The organism is Paenirhodobacter hankyongi (assembly GCF_003664585.1).
Lineage (GTDB): Bacteria > Pseudomonadota > Alphaproteobacteria > Rhodobacterales > Rhodobacteraceae > Rhodobacter > Rhodobacter hankyongi.
The window spans coordinates 11,702-28,495 of sequence record NZ_RCHI01000017.1 but is presented as its reverse complement, the minus strand read 5'-3'; the positions used below and the strand labels follow the sequence as shown (position 1 = coordinate 28,495).

The 16,794-nt window shown below is 69.7% G+C and carries 16 protein-coding genes; 4 read left to right on the top strand and 12 right to left on the bottom strand.

Annotated elements, in window-relative coordinates; translation table 11 throughout:
- Positions 1-55: 55 nt before the first annotated feature.
- From DYS74_RS15175 to DYS74_RS15160, 4 genes are read left to right on the top strand one after another with little or no spacing between them, the layout of a single operon-like run.
- On the top strand, positions 56-1,093 hold the full coding sequence (locus DYS74_RS15175) for an ABC transporter ATP-binding protein (RefSeq protein ID WP_121534537.1): 1,038 nt from the start codon (positions 56-58) through the stop codon (positions 1,091-1,093).
- Entirely contained in the window at positions 1,090-1,947 is an 858-nt protein-coding gene (locus tag DYS74_RS15170; protein ID WP_121534536.1) for an ABC transporter permease, read from the top strand. The genes DYS74_RS15175 and DYS74_RS15170 overlap by 4 nt, the downstream gene beginning before the upstream one ends.
- A complete protein-coding gene (locus tag DYS74_RS15165) occupies positions 1,944-2,744 on the top strand; it encodes an ABC transporter permease (protein WP_113901500.1) in 801 nt (266 codons plus the stop codon). Before DYS74_RS15170 ends, DYS74_RS15165 begins: the two co-directional genes overlap by 4 nt.
- Positions 2,737-3,759 (top strand): alcohol dehydrogenase catalytic domain-containing protein, encoded by a 1,023-nt coding sequence (locus DYS74_RS15160; protein ID WP_121534535.1) that lies wholly within the window; start codon positions 2,737-2,739, stop codon positions 3,757-3,759. Before DYS74_RS15165 ends, DYS74_RS15160 begins: the two co-directional genes overlap by 8 nt.
- An 8-nt stretch (positions 3,760-3,767) precedes the next feature.
- Here the strand turns inward: DYS74_RS15160 and DYS74_RS15155 are convergent, their stop codons facing one another.
- The 12 genes from DYS74_RS15155 to arcD form a co-directional block, all read right to left on the bottom strand.
- Positions 3,768-5,543, bottom strand: a complete 1,776-nt coding sequence (locus DYS74_RS15155) for a sigma-54-dependent Fis family transcriptional regulator (RefSeq protein ID WP_121534534.1) — start codon at positions 5,541-5,543, stop codon at positions 3,768-3,770.
- A gap of 119 nt (positions 5,544-5,662) precedes the next feature.
- Positions 5,663-7,243, bottom strand: coding sequence for a GMC family oxidoreductase (locus tag DYS74_RS15150; RefSeq protein ID WP_121534533.1), 1,581 nt, complete (start codon positions 7,241-7,243; stop codon positions 5,663-5,665).
- A gap of 12 nt (positions 7,244-7,255) precedes the next feature.
- Positions 7,256-7,852, bottom strand: coding sequence for a twin-arginine translocation signal domain-containing protein (locus tag DYS74_RS15145; RefSeq protein WP_121534532.1), 597 nt, complete (start codon positions 7,850-7,852; stop codon positions 7,256-7,258).
- Between the two features lie 202 nt (positions 7,853-8,054).
- Complete coding sequence (locus DYS74_RS15140; protein ID WP_121534531.1) at positions 8,055-8,774, bottom strand: lipoate--protein ligase family protein; 720 nt, start codon at positions 8,772-8,774, stop codon at positions 8,055-8,057.
- A complete protein-coding gene (locus tag DYS74_RS15135) occupies positions 8,771-9,460 on the bottom strand; it encodes a 2-oxo acid dehydrogenase subunit E2 (RefSeq protein WP_121534530.1) in 690 nt (229 codons plus the stop codon). The genes DYS74_RS15140 and DYS74_RS15135 overlap by 4 nt, the downstream gene beginning before the upstream one ends.
- Positions 9,457-9,690 (bottom strand): biotin/lipoyl-containing protein, encoded by a 234-nt coding sequence (locus DYS74_RS15130; RefSeq protein WP_121534529.1) that lies wholly within the window; start codon positions 9,688-9,690, stop codon positions 9,457-9,459. The genes DYS74_RS15135 and DYS74_RS15130 overlap by 4 nt, the downstream gene beginning before the upstream one ends.
- 66 nt (positions 9,691-9,756) lie before the next feature.
- A complete protein-coding gene (locus DYS74_RS15125; protein WP_183077554.1) occupies positions 9,757-10,785 on the bottom strand; it encodes an alpha-ketoacid dehydrogenase subunit beta in 1,029 nt (342 codons plus the stop codon).
- Positions 10,786-10,795: 10 nt separating this feature from the next.
- Positions 10,796-11,782, bottom strand: coding sequence for a thiamine pyrophosphate-dependent dehydrogenase E1 component subunit alpha (locus tag DYS74_RS15120; protein WP_183077553.1), 987 nt, complete (start codon positions 11,780-11,782; stop codon positions 10,796-10,798).
- Between the two features lie 222 nt (positions 11,783-12,004).
- A complete protein-coding gene (gene arcC / locus DYS74_RS15115; RefSeq protein WP_121534527.1) occupies positions 12,005-12,916 on the bottom strand; it encodes a carbamate kinase in 912 nt (303 codons plus the stop codon).
- A 3-nt stretch (positions 12,917-12,919) separates the two neighbouring features.
- Positions 12,920-13,921 carry an ornithine carbamoyltransferase gene (argF, locus tag DYS74_RS15110; RefSeq protein WP_121534526.1) on the bottom strand — a complete coding sequence of 334 codons (1,002 nt, stop codon included), beginning with the start codon at positions 13,919-13,921 and terminating at the stop codon, positions 12,920-12,922.
- Positions 13,922-13,936: 15 nt separating this feature from the next.
- Positions 13,937-15,154 carry an arginine deiminase gene (locus tag DYS74_RS15105; RefSeq protein WP_121534525.1) on the bottom strand — a complete coding sequence of 406 codons (1,218 nt, stop codon included), beginning with the start codon at positions 15,152-15,154 and terminating at the stop codon, positions 13,937-13,939.
- Positions 15,155-15,168: 14 nt separating this feature from the next.
- Positions 15,169-16,623, bottom strand: a complete 1,455-nt coding sequence (gene arcD, locus DYS74_RS15100; RefSeq protein WP_121534524.1) for an arginine-ornithine antiporter — start codon at positions 16,621-16,623, stop codon at positions 15,169-15,171.
- Between the last annotated feature and the right edge of the window lie 171 nt (positions 16,624-16,794).

The window sequence follows — 16,794 nt, the reverse complement described above, 5'->3', positions numbered from 1 at the left end:
TGACCCCCCGCGCGCCCCGGTTCCGGCCGGGGCCGCCCAAGGCTGAGGAGGCCCCATGACCGAACTCCGCATAGAGGGGCTGAGCAAACGCTTCGGCACCTATCTTGCGCTCGACGACGTGTCGATCACCATTCCGAACGGCAAGTTCGTCTGCCTGCTCGGCCCCTCGGGCTGCGGCAAGACCACGCTGTTGCGGCTGATCGCCGGGCTGGAGACGCCGTCCGAGGGGCGGATTCTGGTCGGCGGCACCGACCTCTCCGCCGTGCCCAGCCACAAGCGCGGCATGGGCATGGTGTTCCAGTCGCTCGCGCTCTTCCCCCATCTCGACGTGGCCGAGAACATCGCCTATCCGCTCGCCATCCGCGGCGCCGACCGCGCCACCCGGCAGGCGAAGGCGGCCCATCTTCTCGACCTGGTGAAACTGCCCGGCATGGGCGGGCGGCGCATCCACCAGCTCTCGGGCGGCCAGCGTCAGCGCGTCGCCATCGCCCGCGGCCTGGCGATCGACCCCAAGGTCTTCCTGCTCGACGAGCCCCTGTCCGCGCTCGATGCGGGCCTGCGCGAGCACATGCAGATCGAGCTGCGCCAGATCCAGCAGAGCCTTGGCGTCACCACCGTCGTCGTCACCCACGACCAGAAGGAGGCCCTGACCATGGCCGACCTCGTGATCGTGATGAAGGACGGCAAGGTGCAGCAGGCCGGCACGCCGATGGAGATCTATCACGCACCGGCCAATGCCTTCGTCGCCGATTTCATCGGCAACACCAACCTGATCCCCTGCCGCTGGGACGGGCAGGCGATCGAGGTGCTGGGCCACCGCCTTGCGCCCGCCGAGGGCGACCGGATCGCCGCGGCGCCGGGCCTTGCCCAGCTGTCCGTGCGCCCCGAACATGTCGAGATCGCCGCCCCCGGCACCGGCTTTGCCGCCGAGATCACCTTCATCCGCGACCTTGGCGAAAGCGTGCATTTCGTCACCCGCTGCGGCGCGCAGGTGATCACCGCACAGGTCGCCCCCGGCGCCCGTCCGCCCTTCGGCGTGGGCGATGCCGTCTCGCTCGGCTTCCGCCCCGGCAAGCGCGTGGTGCTGGCATGACCCATCTGGCCGAACCCGAAACCGCGGTGCCGCGCTGGATCGCGCTCTGGCCGGCGCTGATGCTCGGCCTGTTCTTCCTTGTCCCCTTCGGGATCATGCTCTCGGTCTCGGTCGCGCACCGGGTCGAGGGCGGCTTCTTCGAGCCGGGCTTCGAATGGGCAAGCTATATCCGCTTCCTGACGCCGTTCTTCGGCCGGGTGCTGGCCGTGTCGCTGGGCATCTCGCTCGCCGCGGCGGCGATCTGCGTGGTGCTTGCCTTCCCCTTCACCGTCTTTCTCGCCACGATGAGCCGCACCGTGCAGACCCGGGTTCTGGTGGTGCTCCTGTCGGTGCTGTCGCTCTCCGAAGTCATCATCGGCTTCTCGCTGTCGACGCTGCTGTCGCAGACCGCCGGGATCGGCAATCTCTTCGCCGCGATCGGGCTCATTGACGCGCCGCGCGCCTATACGCCCTCGCTTTTCGCGCTGCTGACCGGGTTGTGCTATCTCGGCTTTCCCTTCGCGGTGCTGGTGCTTTACGCCCCGGTCTCGCGGCTCGATCCCGAGATCGTCGAGGCGGCGCGGGTGATGGGGGCCTCGGCCGCGCGCGCCTTCTTCGGCGTCGTGGTGCCATTGCAGCGCGGCGCGCTGACCGGCGCCTTCATCCTGATCTTCGTCTTCACCCTCGGCTCCTACCTGCTGCCGCAGCTTCTGGGCCGGCCCGAGCACTGGACGCTGTCGGTGCATATCACCGATCAGGCGATCTATCAGGCGAACCTGCCCTTTGCCGCGGCGATGTCGGTGTTCCTGATGCTGGTGGCGCTGGCGCTGGTGGGGCTTGCCTCGCTCGCCGGGCGCGACAGGGGGGCGGCATGACCCGGGGCCTGAAACTTGCCTATATCTGCGTGCTGCTGGCGCTGCTGCTGGCGCCGCTGATCGTCGTCACCGGGGTGTCGCTGAACGGCGCGCAGAGCCTGCGCTTTCCGCCGCAGGACCTGTCGCTGAGATGGTATGGCGCGCTCTTCCACGACAGGGAATGGCTGGTGCCGCTGATGAACTCGCTCATCATCGCGAGCTGCGCCGCCGCCCTTGCCGTCGCCATCGCCGCGCCGCTGGCCCTCTATGCGTGGGAGCGCGGCGGGCTTGTCGCGCGGCTGCTGACCGGGCTCGGCCTGGCGCCCTTCGCGCTGCCGCCGGTGATCTCGGCACTTGGTTTCATGATCTTCTGGATGACCGTCGGCGGCTATGGCCAGATCTGGGCGACGATCGTCTCGCATGGCGTCTTCCTCGTCACCCTGCCGCTCGTCACCATCTCGCTCGGTCTCAAGGCCACCGACCGCGCCCTGATCGAGGCGGCGCGGGTGATGGGCGCCGACCGGCTGACGGTGCTGCGCACGGTGATCGGGCCGCTTCTGCTGCCCTATGTCGTCTCGGGCTATGCCTTCGCCTTCGTGCTCAGCCTGAACGAATACATCATCGCCTACATGGTCGCGGGCTTCACCGTCGAGACCCTGCCGATCAAGATCTTCAACGCCCTGCGCTATGGCTACACGCCGATCCTCGGCGTGGTCTCGGTGATCTTCGCGGCGCTGGCGGCGCTGGTGTTCGGACTGATCGGCCGCTTCGGCAACCTGCCGCGGCTGATGGGCGCGGAAAGGGTGCGCGATGAGTGATCTGCCGACGATGATGCGCGCGGCGCTGCTGGATGCGCCGGGGGCCGCGCTGCGCCTGGCCGAGGTGCCGGTGCCGGTGCCGGGCCCCGGGCAATACCTTGTCCGGCTCGAGGCCTGCGGGCTGTGCCATTCCGACCTGCACGTGCAGCGCGGCGAGGAGCCGATGCCGCCCGAGGCCTTCCCGCTGATCCTCGGCCACGAGGGGATCGGGCGCATCGTCGCGGGCGAGGGGCCCTTGCCCCATGGCACCCGCGTCGGCCTGCCCTGGCTTTATGACACCTGCCTTGGCTGCGGCCCCTGCCTTGGCGGGCACGAGACCTTCTGCACCGCGCAGCGCGCCCGCGGCCTTGATGCCCCCGGCGCCTTTGCCGAGTATGCGCTGCTCGAGACCCGCTTCGCGCTGCCGATCCCCGAAGAGGTCGACCCGGTCAGCGGCGGCCCGCTGCTCTGCGCCGGGCTCACCGCCTGGTCGGCGCTCGAGCGCTGCGAGGTGCATGCGGGCGCGCGGCTTCTGGTGATCGGCGCGGGCGGGCTTGGGCAATATGCGCTCGAGATCGGGCTTGCCCGCGGGCTGCGCGTCGCCGTCGTCGAACCCGATGCCCGCAAGCGCGCCGAGATGCGCGCCCGTGGCGCATCGCTGGCCGTCGCCCCGGGCGAGGTGCAGGCGATCCGCGATTGGGGCGGGGCGGATATCACGCTGAACTTCGCGCCGACGCCGAAGGTCTGGGACCTGATCGCGGCGGTGGCGAACCCGCTCAGCCAGATCGTCGCCGTGGCGCTGGTGCACGAGCCCGTGGCCCTGTCGATGATGTGGCTGATCAACGGCGGGCACCGGGTGATGGGGTCCTCCGTCGGCACCCGGGCCGAGCTTTCGGCCTTCCTTGCCTTCGCCGCCGATCACCCGTTCCGCGTCGCGGTCGAGCGGGTGCCGTTTGCCGACATCAACGCCGCCCTCGAACGGCTTGCGGCGGGCGAGGTCGCCGGCCGCATCGTTCTGGACTTCGGCGGGCGCTGAGCGGCGCCTCAGTGCACCGGCCGGCGCGCCGCCTTGCCGGGGCGGTGCAGGTCCTGTTCGCGGATCCGGCGGTTGAGGGTGGCGCGGCTCAGCCCCGTCACCTTCGCCGCCCGCGTCACGTTCCAGTCGCACAGGCGCAGCACCTCGGCCAGATCCGGCGGTGTGCCCGTCTCCGCCGGGGCCCCGATCCGGCCGGCGACATGCTCGGGCAGATCGGCGCGCGCAATCATCCCGCCATCGCAGCAGGCGCAGGCGACATCCAGCGCGCCGCGCAGCTCGCGGATGTTGCCGGGCCAGTCATGCGCGGCGATCGCCGCCATCGCCTCGACGCCAAGAGCTGGCGGCCCCTCGGGCACCAATGTCCGCAGCAGATGGCGGATCAGCCGCTCGCGGCTGTCGAGCTGCCGCACCGGCGGCAGATCCAGCACGAAGCCGCCGAGGAAATGGCCAAGCTCTGGCAACAGCCCGGTATCGGCGCTCGCGCAGGTGGCGACCAGGGCGGGGCGATGCCCGGCCGCGCCCGCCCGTTCGAGGCAGGCCAGAAGCGCAGTTTGCAGGCGCGGCGGCCATGCCGCGAGCGATTCGGCCAGCATCAGGTCGGGCATCCCCGCGGCGTCCCGGTTCCAGCCGTCGATGCGCGCGGCGATCACCGTCTCGGCCTCGCTGCGGATGTCGAGAACACCCGGAATCCCCGGCGCCCGGCCCGCTTCCGCCAGCAGGACCCGTGCGGCATGGCTCTTGCCTGACCCGACCGGGCCGCGGATCAGCACCGGCGTGCCGGCCCGCAGCAGCCGGCGCGCCTGATGCAGCCGCACCGGCGGCAAGAGGCCGCTTTCGGCCAGGGCCAGAAAGGCCGGGGCGCCGGTCAGGGCCTGCGGCGCGCGCCCTGCGGCGCGCGGCCGGGCCGCGGCCAGGCCCGCCGCGCTGATGCGGACCGAACCAGCGGGCGGTCCCGCACCGGGCGACAGGCTCAGCAGCCGGTCGGGCACCCGGTCGGCGGGCTCGAGCCGGGTGCCGAAGATCTCCTCGAAGCTGCGCCCGCACAGGGCGGCCTCCCGCTCCGGCTCCGGCAGCACGGCGCGCGCCGCCGCGGTGATCGCGACGATCCGGCCGTCGTCATCCAGCGCGACCAGCGCATTGCTGCGCCCCGGCGACGCATCGGACGGGGGCGAGACCCGCAACGTGACCGCTGCACCGAAGCGGCGCAGGAAAAGCCAGGCCTGCACCCGGTCCGCCGCCATGTTCAGCACATGCCGCGCGAAGGCGAAATCCGCGGTGTTGCCCCGGTCGATGGTGGTGAAGTTCAGCAGCGCGATCACCGCATCCCCGGCATCGAAGACCGGCACGGCGGTACAGGCGAAGGGCCGCAGCGTCTGGTAGAAATGTTCACTGCCGCGCACGGTGACGGCGCGCCGGCCGAGGCTGGCCATCGACACGCCGTTCGTGCCCGCGATGCGCTCGTCCCAGTTCGACCCGGGCGCGACGCCCCGGCTCTCGAAGGCCTCGCGGTCGGCATCCCGGCAATAGATGTCGAGCAGGATCTGGTCACGGTCGGTGACGACCAGAGCGCTTGCGGTCTCAGAGGCCAGCGCGGCGAGCTGCGACATCCCCCGCAGCTCGCCCGAGGTCATGTCGTTGAACGCCTCGCGGCGATGCGCGATCTCTTCGCTGCGCAGGCGCAGGATCGGTCGGGCGAGGCCGGCGACGAGGTTGTGGCGGTGCGCACAGCGCTCCCAGGAGGCGGCAATCGCCTCACGATGCGCGACTTCGGGGTCTCGGTCCACCTTGGCACCCTCCCAAATGCTGGTGTTGCACCAGAGTTCTCCTTGCCCGGCGGAAAATCCAGAAGTTTCTGCAACCGGAACGGATCGGGGCCGGCGCCGCGAGGACGCCGGCCCGCAGCTCAGAGCGATCCCGCCGCCATCTCGCGCGCGATGTGCTCCGCCTGGCGGATCGCCAGGGCGACGATCGTCAGGGTGGGGTTCGCCGCGCTCGAGCTCGGGAAGGTGCTGCCATCCGAGACGAAGAGGTTGCGCACGTCATGCGCCCGGCCCCAGCCGTCGACCACCCCCTCCGAGGCCTTCGCCGCCATCCGGTTGGTGCCCATGTTGTGGCTTGCCGGGTAGGAGGGCAGGTTCCACACCTTCGTCGCCCCGACGGCGCGATACATCTCGCCGGTCTGCTCATAGGCATGGGCCGCCATGTTGACCTCGTTGATATGCGGGGTCTTGGTGACGATCGGCACCGGCAGGCCGTGCTGATCCGTCTCGGTCGGGTGCAGGGTGATGCCGTTGCCGGCCTGCGGCAGATCCTCGCCGCAGATCCAGGTGCCGGACATGTAGGCGTATTTCTCCAGCGCCTGCGCGTGCTCGCGGCCCCAGCCAGAGGCAGCGGGGTTGAGGAAGACCGACAGGAAGGGCAGGCCGAGGGCCAGGATCTCCAGCCGGTAGCCGGCATAGAAGCCGCGCGAGGGGTCGTTGCGCGCCTCGTCCGAGATGATCCCCGCGACCGTGGTGCCGCGGTTCATGTGCACCTTCTCGGGCATCTCGGCAAAGACGCCGGCGCTGTTGTGGGTCATGTAGTTGCGCCCGACCTGGCCCGAGGAATTGGCGAGCCCGTCGGGGAACATCGACGAGGCCGAGTTCAGCAGCAGCCGCGGGCTCTCGATCGCGTTGCCGGCGACGCAGACGAGCCGCGCCTTCTGCCGCTGGATGTTGCCCGCGCCGTCGGCATAGAGCACGGCGGTGACCTTGCCGGTCGCGTCATGCTCGATCTTCAGCGCCATCGCGTCGCAGCGGATCTCGCACTTGCCGGTGGCCTCGGCGCGGGGAAGCTCGGTGATCATCGTCGACCATTTCGCCCCGACCATGCAGCCGCTCATGCAAAAGCCGTATTGCTGGCAGGCCGGGCGGCCGTCGTTCTCGACCGAGTTGATCGCCATCGGCCCCGAGACGATGTCGCGATAGCCCATCCGCCGCGCCCCCTCGGCCAGCACGCGGAAGCTGTTGTGCCAGGGCAGGTGCGGCATCCCGGTGGTCTTGCCCGTCACCCCCATCTTGCGCTCGGCCGCCTCGTAATACGGCGTCAGCTCGGCCAGGGTCAGCGGCCAGTCGGCGACCGAGGCACCGGGGATCTCGCCGTTCAGCGTGCGCATGCGGAACTCGTGCTCCTGGAAGCGCAGCGACACGCCAGCCCAGTGGATGGTCGAGCCGCCATAGCCCTTGACGATCCAGGCCGGCAGGGTCGGATGGTTGCGCTTGCCGTGCCATTCCCCGGCCGAGATCCGCTTGTCGAGCCAGGAGATCTTGTTGAACATCGCCCATTCGTCATTGACGATGTCCTCCTGGCCGAAGCGCGGGCCGGCCTCGAGCACGACAGACCTGATGCCCTTCTGCGCCAGTTCGTTGGCCAGCGTGCCGCCGCCCGCGCCCGAGCCGATGATGACGACGAGGCTGTCGTCGTCGAGGTCGAATTTCGTGGTCATGATCGCTGTTCCTTACCGCTGGACCTGGGCGAGAAGCTCTTCGGGGCTCGGCCCCGGCGGGAGCCAGTCGATGTCGCTGAACCCGGCGTGCAGGAAGCCGCCGACGTCCGAGGCGGGGCCTTCGTAGCCGAGCGCCGGCCACAGGTCGGGGGCGTTGTAGATGCCGAAGACCCCGGCCCAGCGGAATTTCTGGAAGAAGGGCGTGGTCTCGATGCCGCGCAGGATCCCCTCGCGCGCGTAATCCTCGGTGACCTCGGTGAAGGGCAGGCCGAAGGCCGCGCGGGCGCGCGCGTCGAGGTCATCGACGCCGTCGCTCAGCAGCATCTTCACCGCCTCGTCCGCCGCCGCCTCCTCGAGCATGGCGTCGACGAGGCGCTGATAGGTGGCCAGGCTGACGATCTGCGGCCCGTGCGGGAAGGTGTCGCGCATCACCCGCAGCATGGTTTCGGCGCGGGCGGTGCCGATCGTGTCATTGGCCCAGGCGGCCACCGGCAGCGCAAGGCCGGCAACCGCGCCGCCGGTGGCGACGGCGGTGGTGATCAGGAAATGCCGGCGCGACAGGCGGCGGGCGGGTCTGGGGCGCGCTTCGGCGCGAAGGTCAGGGCTCATCTCGGGCTCCGGTGTTGCGGTCAGGGCAGCCCGGTCCGCCGGCGCAGTCGCGCGGGCGGGGCAGGGCGGCACAGGATGGGTGGGGTGATGCGGGGGCGGCCCGGGCAGGGCTCAGCCGGGGCCCGAAGGCCCGTGCCGGGTCTCGGCGCGTGGTCTCATGTCGTCCTCCCTTGCGGTTCGGTGATGCGCGTCCTCGCGCGGCTCAGGCCGCCCGCCCCTCCCCGGGGGCAGGCGATCCCTCCATGTCCTCCTCCCCGAGGGCATGGATGAAATCGGGCGCACCGAGATCGGGTCGTTCGGCGCGCAGGCTGGTATGGGCGTCGGGCAGAACCCTGGTCCCGAACTCGAGATCGCGGTGCAACCGGTCGATCACCGGCACCACCGCGGCAAGCGGCGGATCGATCAGGACCAGCGCATGGGCCAGCACCGCCCAGCCCCCCTCGCGGCGCTGCCAGCGCTGCGCGGTGCCGACGATCTTGCGCCCGGCAAGCGACAGGTTCCACGCCCCGTCACAAAAGCTGCCCTCGGTCGCGCCGGCGGTGGCCGACAGGCCGAACCGCGCGAAGGCCGCGGTCAGCGGCGCGCAGATCCGCCGATAGCCGGCCTCGAGCGTCAGCCCCGGCGCGGCGGGAAAGGCAAGCGCCAGATTGAGCACGCCCGGCCCCTGCGGCACCGCGCCGCCGCCGGTCGGACGGGCCAGCAGCGGCCAGCCGGCCGCCGCCGCATGCCCGGCCGCCGCGGCAAAGCCCGGGCGGCGCAGGCAGGCCGCCGGCAGCACGATCGCCGGGGTGCGGGCCTGCCACAGCAGCCGCGCCGGCCGCCCGGTTGCGGCGACCTGCGCCAGCATCGCGACCTCGGCCGCGATCCCCTCGGCGGCACTGTCGACGCCCTGCGGCGCAAGCCCGGTCACACCGTCCGTCACGGGGCGAAATCCTCGATCTCGTGGCACAGCGTGGTCAGCGCCGCGGCGGCCGGCGCGCCGTCGATCGCACGGTGATCGAAGGTCAGCGACAGGCCGATGAAGGGCCGCAGCCCGATCGCGCCGTCGGCCTCGCGCACCGCGCGCTCGCGGGTGCAGCCGATGCCGAGAATGCCGATCTGCGGCGTGTTCAGGATCGGGGTGAAGGCCTCGACCCGGGTCAGGCCGAGGTTCGAGATGCAGAAGGTGCCGCCGGTCATCTCGGACACGCTGAGCCTGTTCGCCCGCGCCCGCGCCGCCAGATCCTGCCGTGCCGCGCGCAGCGCCGCGATGTCCAGCGCCTCGGCGCCGAAGATCGCCGGCGCCACCAGCAGATTGCCCGGCAGCGCGATCGCCACCGACAGATCGACCTGCGACGCGAGCCGCAGCTCGCGCCCCTCGAGGCGGCCGTTCAGCTCGGGATGCGCCTTCAGCATCCGCAGCGTCGCCAGCATCAGCAGATCCTCGACCGAGGCCTTGACCCCCTGCGCCGCCAGCGTCGCGCGCGCCGCCAGAAGACGGCTGGCATCGGCGCTGGCGTGATGGGTCAGCTGCGCCGCCTCGGCGAGGCTTCTGACCATCTTCTCGGCGATCATCGCCCGCATGCCGCGCAGCGGCACGACGGTGTCGGTGGCGGGCGGCGCGCTCATTCCACCCGCCCGATCACCGTGCCCTTCGGCACCACCGCATCCTGTGCCGCGAGGATCACCAGCCGGCCCGCGGCGGGGGCGTGGATCTCGTACTGGACCTTGGCGGTCATGATCTCGGCGATCAGCGCGCCCTCGGCCACCTGGGCGCCGTCATCGGCAAGCCAGGAGGTGATGACCGCCTCGGTGTCCTCTTCCCACAGGTCGGTGGGGATGATGATGTCAGTTGCCATGTCGTTTTTCCCTTTGTCCTGTCGCTGGCCTGGCGGGGGCGGGGCGGGCCCGCCCCCGGGCCGGTGTCACGCCGCCATCTGCGCCCATGCCGCGACGATCTTCGCCGGGCTGGGCAGGCAGAACTGTTCCATCACCCGCGCATAGGGGATCGGCACGTCGGGATAGGCCACCCGAACCGGTGCCGCCTTGAGCACCGAGAGGTCATGCTCGACCACCGAGGCGATCACCTCGGCCGAGACGCCGAAGCTGTGGTAATCCTCGTCCACCACGATCAGCCGCCCGGTTTTCGCGACCGAGGCGCGGATCGTGTCGCGGTCGAGCGGCACCAGCGAGCGCAGGTCGACGACCTCGGCCGAGACGTTCTGCTGCGCCAGCGTGTCGGCCGCCTTCAGCGCGTGATGCACCCCGATGCCGAGCGAGACGATGGTGACATCGCGCCCCTCGCGCACGACCTTGGCCTTGCCGATCTCGACGGTATAGCTGTCTTCGGGAACATGCACGGTCGCGCCCGGCTCGGTGCCAAGCCAGCCCATCCCCTGCAACCCCTTGTGATACATGTAGACCACCGGGCTGTCGTCGCGCAGCGCCGCGGTCATCAGCCCCTTGGCGTCATAGGCGTTCGAGGGCGCCACCACCTTCATCCCCGGCAGATGCGCAAAGGTGCCGTAAAGGCATTGCGAGTGCTGCCCGCCGTCGGAATAGCCGCCGCCGGTCGAGGTCATCAGCACCATCGGCACCTTCAGATGGCCGCCGGAGAAGTAGATGTTCTTCGCCATCAGGTTGTAGATCGCGTCGAAGCAGACGCCGAAGAAGTCGACGAACATCAGCTCGACCACCGGCCGCATCCCGTCCTGCGCGGCGCCGACCGCGGCGCCGATGAAGCCGGTCTCGGAGATCGGCGTGTCGCGCACCCGCTCGGGGCCGAATTCCTCGATCAGGCCGCGGGTATTGCCATAGACGCCGCCGAGCGTGCCGATGTCCTCGCCCATCACGAAGACGGTCGGGTCGATCCGCATCTCCTGCGCCAGCGCCTCGGCCATCGAGCGGGCGATGGTCAGCTTGCGTTCGTTGGATTTCACAATCGTTCCGGTCATCTCATCCCCCTCAGGCAAAGACCGCGGTCAGGGCGTCCTCGGGACGCGGATCGGCGCTGTCGCGGGCAAAGCGGATCGCCGCGGCGACCCGGTCCGCCGCCGCACCCTCGGCGGCGACGAGCTCGTCCTCGGAGAAGCCGAACTCGGCCAGCAGCCGGGCCCGCATCTTCGGGATCGGGTCGGCGGCGAACAGCGCCTCCTTCTCGCCCTTCGGGCGATAGCCCTCGGCATCGCCCATGAAGTGGCCGGCCAGACGATAGGTCTCGCATTCGATCAGCGTCGGCCCCGCGCCGGCACGGGCGCGCGCGATCGCCTCGCCCGCGACCTCGTAGATCGCCAGCGGGTCGTTGCCGGCGACGTAATGGCCCGGAATGCCATAGGCCGCGGCGCGCACGTCATTGCGCGCCACCGCGGTCGAGGCGCTCTTCGGCACCGAGATGCCCCAGGAATTGTCCTCGATCACGCAGACGAAGGGCAGCTTCCAGACCGCGGCGAGGTTCATCGCCTCGTGGAAGGCGCCCTGGTTCGCCGCGCCGTCGCCGAGGAAGGCGACCGCGACGCCCGGCAGGCCGCGCAGCTTGCGCGACAGCGCCGCCCCGACCGCCGGGCCAAGCCCCTGCGCGATGATCCCCGAGCAGGCGAAATTCACCTTCGGGTCGAACAGGTGCATATGCCCGCCGCGCCCGCCCGAAAGCCCGGTCGCCTTGCCGAAGATCTCGGCGACCATCGCGTCGAGGTCGACGCCCTTGGCGATCGCCTGGTGATGCGGGCGGTGCGTCGCGGTGACGATGTCCTCGGCCGTCAGATGGGCGCAGACCCCGACCGCCACCGGCTCCTGCCCGTTCGAGAGGTGCATCTCGCCCGGGATCGGACCGTTCGCCATGTTGAAGACCGGCGTCTTGCCCTCGAAATAGATCTTGGAAATGGTTTCCTCGAGCCTGCGGCTGAGCACCATGTTGCGGTACATCCAAGCCAGCTCGTCGCGTGATGGCGTCATCTGATCCTCCCCGTTTGCAGCGGCACAGGGCATGGATGGCCCTGCTTGCGAGGATCTTTCTCAACCCGGCCATGCGCGTGCTGCAACGCAGGATCACCTCTGCGCTGCAGCGTGTCTCAGACTGTCTCAGGGAACCGGCGCCCCCGGCCGGAACGGGCGCGAGACACCGGCAGGGCAGGGGAGGCGGCGACCGCCGCCCCCTTCTTGCCAGGCAGGCCGGCCTCAGCCGCCGCTGGCGGAGATCCGCGTGCCCGCGGTGCCGGCGACGATGGCCGCCGCATCCTCGAGCCGGCCGATCCCGGCCCGCCCGCCGGTCGCGCGGACGAAGTCGACCGCGGCGCGCACCTTCGGCCCCATCGAACCGGCCGGAAAATCTGCGGGCGACAGCGCATCGGCCGCGACCGCCGCAAGCGGACGGGCCTGCGGCGTGCCGAAATCGCGGTAGACGGCGGCGACATCGGTCAGCATCAGCAGCATGTCGGCGCCCAGCTGGCGCGCCAGCAGGCCGCTTGCCAGATCCTTGTCGATCACCGCCTCGACCCCGGTCAGCCCGCCCTGCGGCAGCGCGACGACGGGGATCCCGCCGCCGCCGACGCAGATCGGAATCACCCCCTGCGCAAGCAGCAGCTTCAGCACCGGCGCCTCGAGGATCTCGAGCGGCGCGGGCGAGGCGACGACGCGGCGCCAGCGGTCGGTGTCTGGCGCGACGGTCCAGCCGCGGGCGGCGGCAAGGCGCTCTGCCTCGGCCCGGTCATAGACCGGACCGATCGGCTTCGTCGGCTGCCGGAACGCCGGATCCTGCGGATCGACCCGGACCTGGGTCAGCAGCGTCGTCACCAGATGCCCGGGCAGGGCATTGTCGAGCTCCTGTTGCAGCACGTATCCGACCATCCCCGCGCTTTCGGCATCGAGCACATCAAGCGGGAAGGGCGCGTCGGGCGTCGCCGCCGCCTGCAGCGCCAGAAGCCCGACCTGCGGCCCGTTGCCATGGGTGACGACGAGCCGGTGGCCAGCCTGCACCAGCTGCGCCAGAACCGCCGCCGCGGCGCGGATGTTGGCACGCTGGTTCTCGCCCGTCATCGGCTCGCCCCGGCGCAGGAGCGCATTGCCGCCAAGGGCCGCGACGATCAGCATGGCTCAGCCCCCGATCGTCGCGACGAGCAGCGCCTTGATCGCGTGCATCCGGTTCTCGGCCTCGTCGAAGACGATCGAGGCGGGGCTTTCGAACACCTCCTCGGTCACCTCCATGCAGTCGATGCCGTAGTCCTTGAGCACCTGCGCGCCGACCTCGGTCTCGGCATTGTGGAAGGCGGGCAGGCAATGCATGAACTTGACGTAGGGGTTGCCGCTCGCCGCCATCAGCGCGGCATCGACCCGGTAGGGCGTCAGGAGCCTGATCCGCTCGCCCCAGGCCGAGCTCGCCTCGCCCATCGACAGCCAGACGTCGGTGTAGATGAAATCGGCGCCCTTCACCGCGGCGACCGGATCCTCGGTGAGGGTGAAGCGCCCGCCGGTCGGCGCCGCCATCGCGCGGATCCCGGCGACGAAGCTCTCCTCGGGCCAGAGCGCGCGCGGCGAGGCGATGCGGAAATCCATCCCCACCTTCGCCGCCCCGATCGCCAGCGAGCGGGCGACGTTGTCGCGGCCCTCGCCGGTGAAGGTCAGCACCATGTCCGACAGATGCTTGTGGGTGAATTCCCGCATCGTCATGAAATCGGCGAGGATCTGGGTCGGGTGGGTCTGATCGGTCAGGCCGTTGTAGACCGGCACGCCGGAATGGCGGGCGAGAGTTTCCGCATCTTGCTGCGAGAAGCCGCGATATTCGATCGCGTCATACATCCGGCCCAGCACCCGGGCGGTGTCCTTCATCGTCTCCTTGTGGCCGATGTGGCTGCCCGAGGGGCCGATATAGGTGACCTCGGCGCCCTGATCGTGGGCGGCAACCTCGAAGCCCGCACGGGTGCGGGTCGAATCCTTCTCGAAGATCAGCGCGATGTTCTTGCGGGTCAGGCGGGGAACCTCGGTCCCCGCCATCTTCGCCACCTTCAGATCCGCCGCCAGCCGCAAGAGAAAGCGGATCTCGTCCGGGGTAAAATCGGCCAGCGTGAGGACGCTGCGGCCATGCAGATTGACAGGCATGGATGCCTCCTGTGCTCAGACCGGGTCGCGGACGATCGGGCAGGTCATGCAGTGACCGCCGCCCCGGCCGCGGCTCAGCTCCGCGCTTTCGATGGTGATGACCTCGACGCCGGCGTGACGCAGAAGCGTGTTGGTATAGACGTTGCGGTCATAGCCGATGACCACGCCGGGCTCGACCGCGACGACGTTGTTGCCGTCGTCCCACTGCTCGCGCTCGGCCTCGTAATCGTCGCCGCCGGTGGCGACGATGCGCAGCTTCTTCAGCCCCATCGCCTCGGCCACCACGGCGGTGAACGGGCGCTTCTCCTCGCGCACATCGACCGAATGCGCCCCCTCGCCGGGCCGGATCGAGAAGGTCCGGATCCGGTCCACCACCGGCGGATACATCGTCGCCAGATCGGCGTCACAGAAGGTGAAGACGGTGTCGAGATGCATGAAGGAACGGTCGCGCGGCATCAGCGCGGCGATCACCTGCGTCGCCTCGCCCGCGGCAAAAAGATTGCGCGCGAGGCTGCCGACCGCCTGCGGGGTCGAGCGCTCGCCCATCCCCACCAGCACCACGCCCTTGCCCACCGGCATCACGTCGCCGCCCTCGAGGCTGCAATGCATCCCGGTGTTGTCGGGCGAGACGAAGGGCACGCCGGCATCGCGGAAACGCGGATGGAAGCGATAGATCGCCTCCACATTGTCGGCCTCGGGCCGGCGCGCGGGCCAGAACATCGGGCTGACCGAGACCGAGCGATAGATCCAGCACGAGGAATCGCGGGTGAAGAGCTGGTTCGGCAGCGGCGGCAGCACGAAGTCCTGCGGCAGCAGCGTCTGCCCGAAGAGGCCGGGGGGCGCGAAGGGCAGCTCCGCCCGGGTCACCCCGCCGATCAGCCGGGCGGCGAGTTCGGTCGCCGGCAGCCCGCCGAGCCAGCCGCGCAGCTCGGGCGCGAGATCATAGCCCACCATCCCCGGATCGACCCGGCGCGCGAGCAGCCAGTCGCGGGCCTCGGCCTGCTCCAGCGTCTCGGCGAGCAGATCGCCGAAGAGATGCACCATCACCCCGCGTTCGCGCAGCGTGTCGACCAGCACGTCATGCTCCTGCCGCGCGCGCTTCACCCAGATCACGTCATCGAACAGCAGATCGTGGCAATTGTCCGGCGTCAGCCGGCGCAGGCTCAGATCGGGACGATGCACGATCACCTCGCGCAGCTTTCCCACTTCGGAATGCACACCGAGATCGGTCATGGTCTTGCCCTCCCTCACAGCGCGCTGACCGCGCCGGTCCACATCTCGTAGGCCGCGTAGAGGCCGACAAGCACCAGCGCCACGGCAAGGATCGCCTCGACCGCGGTGAAGCTGCGCTCCTGCCGTTCGCGGCGGGCCCAGATGTAGAACAGCACGCCCGGCGCATAGAGGACGGCGCACATGAACAGGTAGGTCAGCCCCGCCGCATAGACGAGCCAGATCCCGTAGACCGTCGCCAGCAGGCCGATCAGCATCGGGCCGGTGCGGCTCTCGCCGGCGGCATAGCCCTCGCCGGTGATAGCAAGTTTCGCGGCATAGGCGCCCGAGAAGATATAGGGCACGAGGATCATGCTCGAGGCGATGTAGAACAGCGCCTGATAGGTGCTTTGTGCGAAGAGGGTGATGATCAGGAACAGCTGCACCAGCGCATTCGTCACCACCAGCGAGGTGACCGGCACCTTGCGCGCATTCTCCGTCGCGAAGAACCGCGGCATCGTGCCGTCCTTGCCCGCGACATGGGGCACCTCGGCGGCGAGCATCGTCCAGCTCAGAAAGGCGCCCAGCACCGACACCACCAGCGCGAGGTTGACCATCACCGCGCCCCAGGGGCCGACGACGGCCTCCATCACCCCGGCCATCGACGGGTTCTTCATCTGCCCCAGCTCTGCCTGGCTGATGATGCCAAGCGACAGCAGCGACACCAGCGCATAGAGGATGATGCAGGTCAGGAAGCCGAGAACGGTGGCGCGGGCGATGTCCCGGCGTTCGGCGGCACGGGCGGAATAGACGCTTGCCCCCTCGATGCCGATGAACACCCACAGCGTGACGAGCATCGTGCTCTTCACCTGATCCAGCACCGTGCCAAGGCTCGCGTTGCCCTTGCCGGAGAAGTCGGCAGAGAAGATGTCGACCTTGAAGGCGAGCGCCACGACGAGGACGAACAGCACGATCGGCGCGATCTTGGCCAGCGTCACCGCGGTGTTGACGACCGCCGCCTGCTTCACGCCGCGCAGGATCAGGAAATGCACGCCCCAGACCAGCACCGAGGCGCCGAGCACCGCCTGCCAGGTGTTGCCGTCGCCGAACGCCGGAAAGAAGTAGGACAGCGCGCTGAACACCACGACCGCATAGGAGACGTTGCCGACCCAGGCACTGATCCAGTAGCCCCAGGCGCTGTTGAAGCCGATGAACGGGCCGAAACCGGCCTTGGCATAGGCATAGGGCCCGGCATCAAGCTCCGGTTTTCGCAGTGCCAGGGACTGATAGACGAAGACAAGGGCGAGCATCCCCACCGCGGTGATGCCCCAGCCGATCAGGATCGCGAGAGGCCCCGCGCCCGCGGCCATGTTCTGCGGCAGGCTGAAGACACCCGAGCCCACCATCGAGCCGATCACCAGTGCCGCCAGCGCCCCGAGGCGGAGCTTGTCGCCGGCGCCCGGTGATTTGTCCGAGACAGTTCTATCACTCATGAAATTTCCTCCACACCCAACTCGCTCTCGACAGGAGCCCAGGGAGAGAAAGTTGCCGCCCTTCTCCGAGACGGAGAAGGTTGTTTAATTTCAGCATTATACATGATGTTTGCAGAAAAAAGTAGCACAATCTGAAGACCCGGACCCGACGGAATGCGCGGCAGGCCCGGC